The sequence below is a fragment of the Polaromonas sp. P4_F4 genome, assembly GCF_056401355.1.
This window is the reverse complement of the sequence record NZ_JBFUJO010000023.1, coordinates 1-12,728: the sequence shown is the minus strand read 5'-3', so window position 1 is coordinate 12,728 and position 12,728 is coordinate 1. Positions and strand designations below refer to the sequence as shown.

At 61.6% G+C, this 12,728-nt stretch carries 15 protein-coding genes; 11 read left to right on the top strand and 4 right to left on the bottom strand.

Annotation, left to right across the window (positions count from 1 at the left end; all coding sequences use genetic code 11):
- Positions 1-11 precede the first annotated feature (11 nt).
- Both AC1DUR_RS20310 and AC1DUR_RS20305 read right to left on the bottom strand, forming a co-directional pair.
- Positions 12-233, bottom strand: a complete 222-nt coding sequence (locus AC1DUR_RS20310; protein WP_477720450.1) for a DUF2783 domain-containing protein — start codon at positions 231-233, stop codon at positions 12-14.
- Positions 230-1,987 carry an FAD-dependent monooxygenase gene (locus tag AC1DUR_RS20305; protein ID WP_477720449.1) on the bottom strand — a complete coding sequence of 586 codons (1,758 nt, stop codon included), beginning with the start codon at positions 1,985-1,987 and terminating at the stop codon, positions 230-232. The genes AC1DUR_RS20310 and AC1DUR_RS20305 overlap by 4 nt, the downstream gene beginning before the upstream one ends.
- Positions 1,988-2,363: 376 nt before the next feature.
- Here AC1DUR_RS20305 and AC1DUR_RS20300 point away from each other — a divergent pair, with 376 nt between their 5' ends.
- From AC1DUR_RS20300 to AC1DUR_RS20250, 11 genes are all read left to right on the top strand, one after another.
- Positions 2,364-2,786 (top strand): rubrerythrin family protein, encoded by a 423-nt coding sequence (locus AC1DUR_RS20300; protein WP_011484607.1) that lies wholly within the window; start codon positions 2,364-2,366, stop codon positions 2,784-2,786.
- 224 nt (positions 2,787-3,010) lie between these two features.
- A complete protein-coding gene (locus AC1DUR_RS20295) occupies positions 3,011-4,360 on the top strand; it encodes a heterodisulfide reductase-related iron-sulfur binding cluster (protein ID WP_477720448.1) in 1,350 nt (449 codons plus the stop codon).
- 24 nt (positions 4,361-4,384) lie between these two features.
- Positions 4,385-4,975 (top strand): DUF3501 family protein, encoded by a 591-nt coding sequence (locus AC1DUR_RS20290; protein WP_477720447.1) that lies wholly within the window; start codon positions 4,385-4,387, stop codon positions 4,973-4,975.
- Positions 4,976-5,081: 106 nt separating this feature from the next.
- A complete protein-coding gene (yaaA, locus tag AC1DUR_RS20285) occupies positions 5,082-5,858 on the top strand; it encodes a peroxide stress protein YaaA (protein WP_477720446.1) in 777 nt (258 codons plus the stop codon).
- 19 nt (positions 5,859-5,877) lie between these two features.
- Positions 5,878-6,711: a 2OG-Fe(II) oxygenase gene (locus tag AC1DUR_RS20280; RefSeq protein ID WP_477720445.1), complete on the top strand. Its 834-nt coding sequence runs from the start codon at positions 5,878-5,880 to the stop codon at positions 6,709-6,711.
- 218 nt (positions 6,712-6,929) lie between these two features.
- Positions 6,930-7,823 (top strand): alpha/beta fold hydrolase, encoded by an 894-nt coding sequence (locus AC1DUR_RS20275; protein ID WP_477720444.1) that lies wholly within the window; start codon positions 6,930-6,932, stop codon positions 7,821-7,823.
- 142 nt (positions 7,824-7,965) lie between these two features.
- Positions 7,966-8,811 (top strand): NADPH-dependent 7-cyano-7-deazaguanine reductase QueF, encoded by an 846-nt coding sequence (queF, locus tag AC1DUR_RS20270; protein WP_477720443.1) that lies wholly within the window; start codon positions 7,966-7,968, stop codon positions 8,809-8,811.
- Between the two features lie 307 nt (positions 8,812-9,118).
- Positions 9,119-9,496 carry a RidA family protein gene (locus tag AC1DUR_RS20265; RefSeq protein ID WP_477720442.1) on the top strand — a complete coding sequence of 126 codons (378 nt, stop codon included), beginning with the start codon at positions 9,119-9,121 and terminating at the stop codon, positions 9,494-9,496.
- A gap of 128 nt (positions 9,497-9,624) precedes the next feature.
- A complete protein-coding gene (locus AC1DUR_RS20260) occupies positions 9,625-10,077 on the top strand; it encodes a metallophosphoesterase family protein (RefSeq protein WP_477720441.1) in 453 nt (150 codons plus the stop codon).
- A 152-nt stretch (positions 10,078-10,229) separates the two neighbouring features.
- Positions 10,230-10,691, top strand: a complete 462-nt coding sequence (locus AC1DUR_RS20255; RefSeq protein WP_477720440.1) for a DUF1810 domain-containing protein — start codon at positions 10,230-10,232, stop codon at positions 10,689-10,691.
- A 117-nt stretch (positions 10,692-10,808) separates the two neighbouring features.
- Positions 10,809-11,231, top strand: coding sequence for a DUF2784 domain-containing protein (locus tag AC1DUR_RS20250; RefSeq protein ID WP_477720439.1), 423 nt, complete (start codon positions 10,809-10,811; stop codon positions 11,229-11,231).
- Positions 11,232-11,328: 97 nt separating this feature from the next.
- Here AC1DUR_RS20250 and AC1DUR_RS20245 read toward each other — a convergent pair whose 3' ends face one another.
- Both AC1DUR_RS20245 and AC1DUR_RS20240 read right to left on the bottom strand, forming a co-directional pair.
- Complete coding sequence (locus AC1DUR_RS20245) at positions 11,329-11,628, bottom strand: hypothetical protein (protein WP_477720438.1); 300 nt, start codon at positions 11,626-11,628, stop codon at positions 11,329-11,331.
- 194 nt (positions 11,629-11,822) lie between these two features.
- Positions 11,823-12,281, bottom strand: a complete 459-nt coding sequence (locus AC1DUR_RS20240) for a tetratricopeptide repeat protein (RefSeq protein ID WP_477720437.1) — start codon at positions 12,279-12,281, stop codon at positions 11,823-11,825.
- Positions 12,282-12,728: the final 447 nt, after the last annotated feature.

Here is a 12,728-nt window from a genome sequence, read left to right as displayed (position 1 = left end):
ATGCGCCCGATTCAAATCCCGTGCAAGTGCGGGGCCATGGCGGGCCGGGTCGCTGCCTCGCCCGCAGCCGCGATGCAGGCTTGCAGCAGCGCCGTGTTGCCAATCTGGTTGGCCATGAGCAGGATCAGGCGGGCATTGAGCAGCTCGGACTGCTCCCGGCTCAGGCCCTGGTGGGCGTCGAGCAGGGATTCGTAAAACGCATCGGCATCCTGGAAGTTGACGTTGGTTTTCATGCGGTTTCTCCGTGCAGGCTCCAATGGGTGCCAAGCGCCATGGCAATGGCATGCACCAGCGAGGTGTCAATGCTTTCGCCGGTCGCGGCCACGTAGCTGTCGGGCCGCAGCAGTGCCCAGGCATGGCCAAAGACGTGGCAGCTGGCCTGCAGATGACCCTCCTGGTCAATCACATGTTCCACAGCGCTGGCCCGGCTGTCGGGGGGAATCACCTGCACGCAGCGTACGTCGGTTTGCACGGCCAGCTCCTGGAGCCGCCGGGCGGCGGCGACGGGCAGGTCGCCAAACACCAGCAGCAGCAGGCGGCTGCCGGCCCAGTTGAGCAGGTCAATCAGCTCGCCCCGGGTCCCGTCGGGCCAGGTGAGGGCGCAGTTTTGCGTGGCCAGTCCACCGGTCTTGCCGCACACGCTGGATTGGGTGTAGGTGTTGGGGGTCGACATGCGGCCGGTGTTGACCAGTTGCCGGGCAAATACATGCTGCCTGGCCAGGCTCAGGACGGCGTTGCGAAACAGGCGTTCCGCGCCATCGGTGGGACGCAAAAAGCGTGTGGTGCGGTTGGTGACCCGCATGTTGAACTGTGCGGCCTCACGCCGCTCGTCGCTGTAGCTGTCCAGCAACTGGGGCGCGGCGCGGTCCTCCACCACCGCGGCCAGCTTCCAGGCCAGGTTGTCGGCATCCTGCACCCCCGAGTTGCCGCCGCGCGCGCCAAAGGGGCTGACCACATGGGCGGCATCGCCGGCAAAAAATACCCGGCCGTGGCGCAGCATGTCCAGGCATTCGCTGCGGTAGGCGTAAGGGCCCACCCAGACGATTTCACATTCCTCCGGACTCAGCTCGCGCTTGAACTGGGCGTTCAGCCGGGCGCGCACGACATCTTCACGGCTCATCGATTGCAGGTCGGCATCGGGCGGCATCTGGTAGTCGATGCGCCAGACGCCGTCGGCCATCAGGTGCTGCCAGACGGCTCGGCCCTCGTTGAACGGCGCCTCAATCCAGGTGTGGCGCTCTGCGGGCGGCGGGTTGCTGAAACGCACGTCGGCAATGCACCAGCGGTCGTCGCCCTTTTTGGCGGCGGCCGTGGCCTGGCACCAGTTGCGAAACGGGCTGTGGGAGCCGGTGCAGTCAATTACATGGTCGGCCTGCAGCGAATAGGCCCCGGCCGGGGTGTCTATGGAAAGCGTCGCAAATTCGGCATTCTGCTCAAACCCGGTAACCCGTTGGCGCCATCGGAGCTCCACGCCCGGTTGGGCCTGGGCCAGCTGGTAGATCCGCTCGACCAGAAAACCTTCCACATAAAACTGCTGGATGTTGATGAAGGGCGGTTCCTTGCTCAGGGAGTGGGTTTGCTGCTGGCGCAGGTCGAAGCTGTAGACCTCGTCCTCGCCGGCAAAGGTGCGTCCCACGCTCCACTGCACGCCCTTGGCGGCAATGCGCCCGTAAATGCCCAGGCGCTTGAAGATTTCGAGTGTCTTTTGCGCGTAACAAATGCCGCGTGACGAAGCCCCTTTGACGCCCACCGTGTTGTCTTCGTCGAGCAGCACCGCCGGCACACCGTAATGCGCCAGCAGGCAGGCCAGCGTCAGGCCGGTGATGCCGCCGCCCACGATGACAATCGGGTGGCGTTTGATCTCGCCCGAGGTGAGTTCGGGTGGCGCGATAAACGGGTATTCGGGCAGATGGTAGCCGGTGCCCTGCGTGAATTCATAACCGTTGGTGAAGGCGGTTTCGGCGTAGTCCGGATGTTCTTCTTGCATGGGTGGTGTCCCTCCTGCCTGCATTTCTGCATGTACTTGCACGATTTTCTACTGCAATCCCTGGCCAGCTCTCGCGGCAACTTCGGGCCGGTCATTGCGAATAAATGCTCTTGAAGATATGGTGATCCGTCACGTCGATCACGTCAATGCCATTGGCTTGCAGCCGCGTTTTTGGGGCCGTCGCCCAGATCCTGCTAACATTTGCAAAAATTGTCTATGGTTATCAATATGTGATTATTGATAGCTATTGGCTATTTCAATCATTGATTGCGGCAACTGGACGCGTCACGCCAACAGCGCTAAGGTTGAATCGTCTTCGGCTGGCTTTGCCCGAGGCTTCAAGCAAGGTATTCATCAACCCACGAAGGAGATTTCCATGGCTGCTCTTAAAGGCTCCAGGACGGAAGAGAACCTGAAAGCCGCGTTTGCCGGCGAATCACAGGCCAACCGCCGCTATCTGTATTTCGCAAACAAGGCCGACGTTGAAGGCCAGAACGATGTGTCAGCACTGTTTCGCTCGACTGCAGAAGGTGAAACCGGCCACGCCCACGGCCACCTGGAATGGCTGGAGCAGTGCGGCGACCCCGCCACCGGCATGCCCTTCGGCGCCACCCGCGACAACCTCAAATCTGCCATAGCAGGCGAAACCCACGAGTACACCGACATGTACCCGGGCATGGCCAAAACCGCGCGCGATGAAGGTCACGACGAAGTAGCGGACTGGTTTGAAACCCTGGCCAAGGCCGAGCGTTCGCATGCGAACCGCTACACCAAGGCCCTGGCCGAACTGGTGGACTGACCAGCGGACTGACCAGGCGCGCCGGCCCTGCCGGTGCTGGAACGGCTGCAGGGCGGCGTCGTCTCGGGTAGCTCACCCGGGCGACGTCCGGGGTCGTCCGTACAGTCCGTACCTGCTGCTCGCTATCCCCGGGGTAGCGAGTTTAAGAAAGAGTTCTGCCGCGAAAGCCCCAGTGCCGCAGAGTCATTTCTTAAACCTTCATCCTCAAAACGAGAGACAGCGCCATGGCTACAGAAGGCAATCTGAAAGCACCTACCCGTCATGCAATTGACTGGAAAAATCCGCAGTTCTACAACGAGGAAGCGACCTTTCATGAACTGGAGCGCATCTTCGACATCTGCCATGGTTGCCGCCGTTGCGTGAGCCTGTGCGGCACATTCCCTACCCTGTTTGACTTGGTGGACGAGAGCAAATCCGGTGAAGTCGACGGGGTGGAGAAAAAGGACTACTGGAAGGTGGTGAACCAGTGCTACATGTGCGACCTGTGCTACATGACCAAGTGCCCGTATGTGCCGCCGCACGAGTTCAACGTCGACTTCCCGCACACCATGCTGCGCGCCAAGGCCATCAAGTTCAAGAAGGGCGAGGTCGGCGCGGGTGAGCGGTTTCTGGCCTCCACCGATGTGCATGGCAAATTTGCCGGCATTCCCATCGTGGTGCAGGTGGCCAACGCGGTCAACAAGACCAAGCCCGCGCGCGCCGTGATGGAAAAGGTGCTGGGCGTCGACAAAAACGCCTGGCTGCCCGAGCTGGCCACGCAAAAATTCCGTTCGGGTGCACTGGAGTCACCGCCGCATCCGGTGAAGGACGGCGCCAAGACGCCGGGCAAGGTCGTGATCTATTCGACCTGCTACATCAACTACAACGAACCGGGCATTGGCCACGACCTGCTCAAGGTGCTGGACCACAACGAAGTGCCCTATGTGCTGGTGGAAAAGGAAAAGTGCTGCGGCATGCCCAAGCTGGAGCTGGGCGACCTGGATTCGGTGAACACCAGCAAGGAGGCCAATATTCCGGTGCTGGCCAAATACGCCCGCGACGGCTTCGCCATTTTGAGCGCCGTGCCCAGCTGCACGCTGATGTTCAAGCAGGAGATCCCGCTGATGTACCCGGATGACGCCGAGGTGCAACTGGTCAAGGAGCACATGTGGGATCCCTTCGAGTACCTGATGGCGCGCAAGCGTGACGGCCTGCTGAAGACCGAGTTTCCCACGCCGCTGGGCAAGATCAGCTACCAGATTCCCTGCCACGGCCGGGTGCAGAACATCGGCAAGAAAACCGAGGAAATGCTCAAGATGGTGCCCGGCACCAGCGTGCAGACGCACGAGCGCTGCTCGGGCCATGCCGGCACCTTCGGCGTCAAGGTGCCCTACCACCAGCAGGCGATGAAAATCGGCAAGCCGCTGTTCAAGGCCATGGCCAACCACAAGGATGGCGGCCTGCCCGATGTCATCAGCAGTGACTGCCCGCTGGGTGGCCACCACATTGCCCAGGGCTTTGACGTCAACAACCTGGGCGCGCCGCCGCAAAAACATCCGCTGACGCTGATACGCACGGCGTATGGCCTGAAGTAACCGCCACAAACCTGGATGCATCCCATGGAAACCACCGGAAAAATCACGCGCGAGTCTCTGATGACGCTTGAGGCATACAGCAAGTACCGCAAGGAACACAAGGCCGCCATCATGGCCCACCGCAAGCTGCGCAGCGTGCGCCTGGGCGAGTACATCAACGTGCAGTTCGAGAGCGAGACCAGCATCCGCTACCAGATCCAGGAAATGTTGCGTCTCGAAAAAATCTTTGAGGTAGAAGGCATTGAGCAGGAGATCGAGGCCTATGCGCCCCTGATGCCCGACGGCAGCAACTGGAAGGCCACCATGATGCTGGAGTACCCCGATGTCAACGAGCGCAAGCGTGAGCTGGCCCGCTTGATCGGCGTGGAAGACCGCCTGTTTGTCGAGGTGGAAGGCCACGCCCGCGTCTATGCGATTGCCGACGAAGACATGGACCGCGAAAACGACGAGAAAACCTCGGCCGTGCATTTTGTGCGTTTCGAGCTGGACCCCGCCATGTGCGCCGCCGTCAAGGCCGGAGCCAGCGTCAAGCTGGGCTGCGACCATACCAATTACCCGGCGCACACGATGATTCCGGCGGAATCGCTGGCGTCGCTGGCTAGCGACTTGCGCTGAGAAACCTGCTCCCCGTGCGGGAGGGCTTGTCGCAGCCTTCCGGTCTTTCGGGGCGCTGGCTGTCGTACAGTCACAGGCTTGCTTGTCAATTTAATTTTGCCGGACCATGCTGTTTCTCATTTCGCCTGCCAAATCACTGGACTACGACACCCCCCCGCACGTCTCCACGTACACCAAGCCGCTGTTCACACGCCAGTCGGCTGAGTTGATTGACGTGCTCCAGACAAAAACGCCGCAGCAGATCAGCACGCTGATGAAGCTGTCGGATGCGCTGTCCGGCCTGAATTTCGCGCGCTACCAGGCGTGGTCCCCCAAATTCACGGCCAAAAACTCCAAACAGGCCGTGCTGGCCTTCAATGGCGATGTCTACGGGGGACTGGACGCGAAGACCCTGAGCGAGCAGCAGCTCGGCTGGACGCAGGACCATGTCTGCATCCTCAGCGGCTTGTACGGTGTGCTGCGCCCGCTCGACTGGATGCAGCCTTACCGGCTGGAGATGGGCACTGCGCTGGCTACCGGCCAGGGTAAAAATCTCTACCAGTTCTGGGGCTCGCAAATTGCCGATTACCTCAATCAGCGCGCCGCCGCCCACACCTCGCCGGTTATCGTGAACCTGGCGAGCGAAGAGTATTTCAAGGCGGTCGACCGCAAGGCACTCAAGCCACGCGTGGTGAGCTGTGTCTTCGAGGAGTTCAGGGCAGGCAAGTACAAAATCATCAGCTTCATGGCCAAGCGCGCCCGCGGCCTGATGGTGCGCTATGCCACCGAGCACAAACTGGCCACGGTCAAGAAGCTGGAAGGCTTTGCTGCCGAAGGTTACCGCTTTGACCCCGCCGCATCGGAGGCCGACCGCCTCGTGTTCCGGCGCCGGCAGGCGGCCTGAAGCGCTAGACAGGCCCGGTGTGAAGCAGCAACCCGCCAGCGCCCAGCCTGTCAGCCGCGAATTGCGGGCCTGGGTAGCCGCGCAAACGGCGCTGGGTCACCCCCGGGCCGCCATCTTCCAGGCGATGCTGGACGCCGGCTGGCAGCATGCCACGGCCTGCCGTGCCTTGCGACTGACGCTGGCGGAGCAAGCGGCGTTTGCCTTGCCCCCCTTGCCGGCGGGTGGGTCCGGCACGATGCTGGACGCCGGAGACCGCTGGGTTGAAGTGCTCCAGCGCCTGCAGGTGCCCGATCTGGTGGTGTTCGGCAATTTGCTCAGCGACAGCGAATGCGAGGCCCTGATGGAGGCGGCGCGGCCGCGCCTGTCGCGCTCACTGACAGTGAACACCAAGACCGGCGGTGAGGAGCGCAACCGTGACCGCACCAGCCAGGGCATGTTTTTTGCGCGTGGCGAGAATCCGGTGGTGCAGCGCGTCGAAGCGCGCATTGCCAGGCTGCTGGACTGGCCGGTGCACAAGGGCGAGGGCCTGCAGGTGCTGCGTTATCGGCAGGGCGCCCAGTACAAGCCCCACTACGATTACTTCGATCCGGCCGAGCCCGGCACGCCTGCCATACTGCAGCGGGGCGGGCAGCGCGTGGCAACCCTGATCATGTACCTGAACGAGCCGGAGCAGGGCGGCGCCACGGTATTTCCGGACATTTCCCTGCAGGTGAAACCCCGCCGCGGCACCGCGGTTTTTTTCAGCTACCCGAATGCGAATCCCGCCAGCCTCACCAAGCACGGCGGCGAGCCCGTGAAGGCCGGAGAAAAGTGGATTGCCACCAAGTGGCTGCGTGAACGGGAGTTCACTTAACACCCCCGTCCAGGCTCACTTCGTGTAGCCTGTTCCCCCCTCAAGGGGGCGGCGCCTGCGGCCTGGCAAAGCCAGTTCCGCGGCCCCCGCTGAGGGCGGCGGATCCTACCTGCGGGGGCCGCGGGTCCGGCTACGCCGGCCCGCAGGCGCCCGTCCCCTGCAAGGGGAGAGGAGGCTACACGAAGTGAGCCTCAACAGGGGTGTACATAATCACCATCATGAAGATAAGAGCCAACCACATCGATATAGAAATCGAAGACACCCACCCGGGCGACGCCACGGGCCGGCCTGCGGTGCTGCTCATCATGGGCCTAGGCATGCAGCTGATCGCCTGGCCGCCGGAGCTGGTGCAGGGCCTGCAGGACGCCGGCTTTCGCGTGGTGCGCTTTGACAACCGCGATACCGGGTTAAGCCAGCACTTTGACCACCTGGGAACACCCAACCTGCTGTGGGAAGGGCTCAAGTACCGGATTGGCTTGCGCATCACACCGCCATACAGCGTGGAGGACATGGCGCGCGATGCGCTGGGCCTGCTCGATGCGCTGCAAATCGACAAGGCGCACATGGTCGGCGTGAGCATGGGCGGCATGATCGCGCAGCGGATTGCGCTGCTGGCCCCTGGGCGTGCGCTCAGTCTTTCTTGCATCATGAGCTCCAGCAGCGCGCGCGGCCTGCCTGAAGCCCGGCCCGCGGTGACGCGAGCGCTGCTCAGCCGCCCGGCGGGCAAGGGCATGCCGGCCGCCATTGACCATACGGTCAGACTCTTCAAGGCCATCGGCAGCCCCGGCTTTCCCATGGATGACGCGATGCTGCGCGAACGCGTGACGGCCGCGACCGAGCGCAGCTACCACCCGCGGGGCATTGCCCGCCAGATGGCGGCCGCCGTGGCCGACAGCACGCGTGCCGCAGCGCTGGCTCGCATCGCCGTGCCTACGCTGGTGGTGCATGGCAAGGCCGATCCGCTGGTGCCATTTGCCTGCGGCGAAGACCTCGCCCGCCGCATTCCGGGCGCGAAACTGGCCGGCATCGAGGGCATGGGCCATGATTTGCCGCCCGGCGTGGTGGACCGCCTGCTGGCGCTATTGATTCCGCACTTTCAGGCCACAACTTGATATGGCCCTCACGCCTGTCGCTTCGCCTGTCTTCGGCGGCACGCTGCCCCTTTCCTTAGTAAAAGGGTCTTCACTTGCCCGGCGCGGCCCTTCACGGCGCGGTCAGCTACATTGATCAAGATGATCAGAGAATTTACGACCCATGAACACCCCTGAACACTCCCAGCTCGGCAAGGCATCGGCCTATGTTGACCAGTACGATGCCTCCTTGCTCTTTCCGATTCCCCGTGCGGGAAAACGTGCCGAAATCGGCGTCACCGGAATACCGCCTTTTTTTGGCGCCGACATCTGGACCGCGTTCGAGCTGAGCTGGCTCAATGCGCGCGGCAAGCCGCAGCTGGCGCTGGCACACATCACCGTGCCCTGTGAAACGCCGAACATCGTCGAGAGCAAGTCCTTCAAGCTCTACCTGAACAGTTTCAACAACACCCGCTTTGCCAATGCCGGCGAGGTGCAGGCACGCATACGCGCGGACATCAGCGAAGCCGCGTGGCGCGGCGCGCCTTCGCCGTCTTCGGTGGGCGTGAAGCTGCTGCTGCCCGAACTCTTTGACCGTGAGCCGGTGCATGAACTCGACGGCCTGAGCCTGGACCGGCTCGACGTCGAGTGCACGCGCTACACGCCCGCGCCCGAGGTGCTGACTGCCAGCTTTGAAGAGCAGCCCGTGAGCGAGGTGCTGACCAGCAACCTGCTCAAGAGCAACTGCCTGGTGACGGGGCAGCCTGACTGGGGCAGTGTGCAAATCAGCTACTCGGGGCCGCAAATCAACCAGGAGGGCCTGCTGCAATACCTGGTGAGCTTTCGCAACCATAACGAATTTCACGAGCAGTGCGTGGAGCGCATCTTCATGGATGTGTGGACGCGCTGCAAACCCCTGAAACTGTCGGTGTACGCCCGCTACACCCGCCGCGGCGGGCTGGACATCAACCCGTTTCGCACCAGCCATCCACAGGCCCTGCCGGCCAATATCCGGATGGCGCGGCAGTAAGTTGTATTTGTGTATTTGATTTGCGCATGGGTTGGCCAGCCTTGCAGTGCAGGGCATGTCCGCGTGACTTCGCGCGTGTTGCGGTGCAGTAGACCAGGCCGGCCAGCGCACCGGCCTTACCGTGTGCCGCCCCGGCCATGTCGGCAAACAAAAAACCGTGCTTGCGGGACACGTAACGTGATTGCGGAGACTCAGCCAACGCGGGACAATCTTGGGCAGACGGTTGGTTCTGCCGAGACTATGAGGTGGGCGTGAATAGCCCGGTCGCACAGAATCGATGAGTCCTTCTTCGCGAAAGGTGCCGAAAATGACCATTGAATACTTCGAGGAGAGTAATGCGGGTACACGAACGCTGCCGCGCTCACTGGCGACAAAGGCCGGCGGCTTTGTGTTTGTGTCCGGCCAAGTAGGCAGGGACGAAAACGGCAACATGATCGCCGGGGGCATTGAAGCTCAAACGCGCCAGACGATGACGAATGTCGCTTACGCACTTGCATTGGCCGGCTGCACGCTGGAGGACGTGGTGAAGACCATGGTTTGGCTCGATGACGCACGCGACTTCGATGAATTCAATCGCGCCTACAGCGAGTTCTTCCCTGGAAAGAGGCCGGCGCGCTCGACAATGCAGGCGAAAAACATGGTCGACACCAAGATTGAGATTGAGGTCATTGCCTATAAGCCATGAGGCGGCATGTTGGAGCCGGTACCGTGAATACGCGCCTAAGCCTTCCATCGAGCGGACAGCTTCCAGCGGGCTTCGCCCGCCTCCCGCTGCCAAGCCATCTTGTCTAAGTGCCACCAAAGCCCGGTGCCATGCTCCGCGTAGGCCTCATCTCTGACACGCACGGTCTTCTTCGGCCTGAGGCAAGAGCTTTTCTGCAAGGTAGTGACTACATCGTTCACGGCGGCGACATCTGCGATCCGAGGATCCTCGAAGAACTCGCAGCCATTGCGCCGGTCACTGCGGTGCGAGGCAACAACGACAAGGGCTCATGGGCGGAACGTCTGCGAGAGACCGAATTTCTGCAGGTTGGCGAGGTGTTTGTCTACGTTGTGCACGATCTTGCTCAAATCGATATCGATCCAAGTGCCGCTGGAGTGCGTGTTGTCGTTTCCGGTCACTCGCACAAGCCACTGGTCAACGAGCGCGATGGGGTCCTCTACGTCAATCCGGGAAGTGCTGGGCCACGTCGCTTCAAGCTTCCCATTGCCGTCGGAGAGCTCGTCACCGGCCGCGCAGTGTCTGCACGCACCGTTGAGTTTTGAGGCGAGAATGCCACCTAACCATTCCTATATGGACTCCCCCACAAGTGCAAGAAACTGAGCGATAGTTTGGCTTTGAGGGACGGGCCACCCGAGTTCACGAAACCATTTTTGTCCAGGCTTCACGAAACACCCCATGTCGCAACGCCAGCCTCATGTCAAACGAACCACCTGACCCGTACAACCTCGACCGCTTCGTTCAGGCCCAGGCGAGTGACTACGAGCGAGCCCTCGGTGAACTCCGCGCAGGAAAGAAGCGAACGCACTGGATTTGGTACATCCTGCCTCAGCTGCAGGGTTTAGGTTCGAGTGCGATGTCGGCCTTCTATGCGATCAAGTCAATCGCGGAGGCGCGCGCATATATCGGGCATCCGTTGCTGGGCCCAAGGCTCAAGGAGTGCGTGTCAGCCCTGAACGCGCTTCCTGGTGTGAGTGCGACTCAAGTCCTGGGCGACGTTGACGCCGCCAAATTCCGGTCCTGCCTGACGCTCTTTTCCCAGGTGGAGGGCCCGGATTCGCTTTTCGGTCAGGCGTTGAACAGGTATTACCAGGGCGAGCCTGATCGCCAGACACTTGTCCTGCTCGCAGCGCAGCGCGGAGAATCGCGTGAGGCCTGACCCCTCCGTCGATGCGAGGCCCAGGGGCATGGGCCGGCTCCACGGCCAGGGGTATGGTCGCGCTCCGCGAGCCCACACGTCGGTCCCGCTTCACGTCGAATGTTAGGCGCCTCCGAAATGCCTGCATCGCTGCCGTATCAGCTTCTCGCGGACGCGGTGCTGGTCCTGCATTTCGCTGTGGTCCTGTTCGTTGTCGGTGGCCTGCTTCTAATCGTCGCCGGCAACTTGCGGGCCTGGCGTTGGGTCAACAGCCTGTGGTTTCGCCTCGGGCACATCGCGGCAATAGGGCTTGTTGTCGCCGAGTCGTGGCTGGGCATCATCTGCCCACTGACAGCAGCGGAAGTCTGGCTTCGAATACAGGCCGGATCCACGTTCTACCGCGAGAGTTTCATTGAGTATTGGGTTCAGCGCCTGCTTTTCTACGAGGCACCACCATGGGTTTTCAGTGCGGTATACACATTGTTCGGCTTGCTTGTGGTGGCGGCTTGGTGGTACTTTCCGCCAAAGTTCAGAAAACCTGGGCGCAAAGGCGGCGCTTGACCCATCGCTCAAGCGCCCCTCAACGGCAAGAGCCTGACCGATGGTGTTGTTTGCCCTTGGCTGCCTTCGGTTGCCCGTTGAGCGCGGTCAGGCGAAGTCAGCGCACCAGATCCAGCCATTCGCACCGGATGAGCTGCCTGGCATGGGCATGTGCCCGCCAGTGCACATAAAGCCGCGGTGCGAAAACACCCAGCAGGCACAGCGGATACGCCCAGGGGGCCTCAAAGGTGTAAGCAGGCAGCCAGCCTGTCCATCCCATCACCCACAAGGTCAGCACAGCCTCCCACACCTGGCATTCCACAGGGTGCGCCCCATGCTGGGCCACACGCCAGTTCTTGACACGCTGCAGGTGTACCAACGTGATGTGGTGCGGATGGTATCTGGAAGGGTCTGACATAAAGCCTCCGTGCAGAGACTTTACTGTAAGTTTCGTGAAAGGTTCTGTCAATGCTGCGACACCCGTTTCATAGGCCGGGACGGGCTACGGCAAGCCTCCCGGGGCAATGGGAAGGGATCAGGATCGAGACGAGGCGAGAAACCATCCCGGCGGGTTGCCAGGATGGCAGGGCGGCAAAGGGCAAGGCTTTTGGGTTATTTGGCCGCTGCAACGGCCTTGGCCAGGTCGCTGGTTTCCTCGCAGGTCGCGCAGATGGCCTGCAGCTTGGCGAGCTGGATTTCGGCCTGGGCTTTCTGGTTGGTCTTCAGGTAGGCGATGCCCGAATATTCCAGCGCGCCCTTGTGCCTGGGGTCCAGCGCCAGCGCCTTGCCGTAGGCGGCAAAGGCCTCGTCGTATTTGCCCAGCCAGCGGTTGGAATAACCGAGGTAGCTGTAGGCGTCGGCATTCGTGGGGTTCCTGGCGACGACCTTGCTGAAGCTGCTCACGGCTTCAGCCCAGTTTTTGGCGTCCAGGGCCTTTTTGCCGGCAGCGAAGTCGTCGATCTGTGCGTTCTGCACCGGTGTGGTCTGGATATCGGCGCCCAGCACGGCACCGGCCAAAGCCAGGCCCAGGACGGGCAATGCGATGAAGTTGCGGATGGAAAACGTATTCATGTCGGGCTCCTTTAATCGTTGATGGATTGAATGCGCTGCAGGTCAGCACCTGGGATAAACGACGGAACCTGAAAAGCGGATGCAGGGCAATTCGTATTTGTTTGTAGTTTGTAATTGGGTGGTCGCGGGTGGGAGCGGGTGGCGATCGCTCAGGCTGGGGTCGGGTTTGTTCTTTGAAGGTCGGCTTAGAGCGAATGGCACTTACTTTGGCAGGTTGGCCTTCGGCGACGTGCGTAAGTGCTTGAAAGCAAAGGGAGATGGCTGACCAAAGGGTCGATAGGATGGTTGTTTACGAAGCACCCAAACCATCTTCCCAAAGGCCAGCCACCATGGATCGTAATGCCCAAAGCGTCTTGCATCAACGTTGCAGCAGCATTGGACGCCGGGCGAGATCGACCCAGGCGGTGGAATTCTTCAACGTTCTGACGAGTCCGGAGTTCCGGAGTT

What these genes read in the sequence shown, in the direction of transcription:
- AC1DUR_RS20310 (WP_477720450.1), bottom strand. Translation starts at nt 233, where the DNA reads ATGAAAACCAACGTCAACTTCCAGGATGCCGATGCGTTTTACGAATCC.
- AC1DUR_RS20305 (WP_477720449.1), bottom strand. Translation starts at nt 1,987, where the DNA reads ATGCAAGAAGAACATCCGGACTACGCCGAAACCGCCTTCACCAACGGT.
- AC1DUR_RS20300 (WP_011484607.1), top strand. Translation starts at nt 2,364, where the DNA reads ATGGCTGCTCTTAAAGGCTCCAGGACGGAAGAGAACCTGAAAGCCGCG.
- AC1DUR_RS20295 (WP_477720448.1), top strand. Translation starts at nt 3,011, where the DNA reads ATGGCTACAGAAGGCAATCTGAAAGCACCTACCCGTCATGCAATTGAC.
- AC1DUR_RS20290 (WP_477720447.1), top strand. Translation starts at nt 4,385, where the DNA reads ATGGAAACCACCGGAAAAATCACGCGCGAGTCTCTGATGACGCTTGAG.
- yaaA (WP_477720446.1), top strand. Translation starts at nt 5,082, where the DNA reads ATGCTGTTTCTCATTTCGCCTGCCAAATCACTGGACTACGACACCCCC.
- AC1DUR_RS20275 (WP_477720444.1), top strand. Translation starts at nt 6,930, where the DNA reads ATGAAGATAAGAGCCAACCACATCGATATAGAAATCGAAGACACCCAC.
- queF (WP_477720443.1), top strand. Translation starts at nt 7,966, where the DNA reads ATGAACACCCCTGAACACTCCCAGCTCGGCAAGGCATCGGCCTATGTT.
- AC1DUR_RS20265 (WP_477720442.1), top strand. Translation starts at nt 9,119, where the DNA reads ATGACCATTGAATACTTCGAGGAGAGTAATGCGGGTACACGAACGCTG.
- AC1DUR_RS20260 (WP_477720441.1), top strand. Translation starts at nt 9,625, where the DNA reads ATGCTCCGCGTAGGCCTCATCTCTGACACGCACGGTCTTCTTCGGCCT.
- AC1DUR_RS20255 (WP_477720440.1), top strand. Translation starts at nt 10,230, where the DNA reads ATGTCAAACGAACCACCTGACCCGTACAACCTCGACCGCTTCGTTCAG.
- AC1DUR_RS20250 (WP_477720439.1), top strand. Translation starts at nt 10,809, where the DNA reads ATGCCTGCATCGCTGCCGTATCAGCTTCTCGCGGACGCGGTGCTGGTC.
- AC1DUR_RS20245 (WP_477720438.1), bottom strand. Translation starts at nt 11,628, where the DNA reads ATGTCAGACCCTTCCAGATACCATCCGCACCACATCACGTTGGTACAC.
- AC1DUR_RS20240 (WP_477720437.1), bottom strand. Translation starts at nt 12,281, where the DNA reads ATGAATACGTTTTCCATCCGCAACTTCATCGCATTGCCCGTCCTGGGC.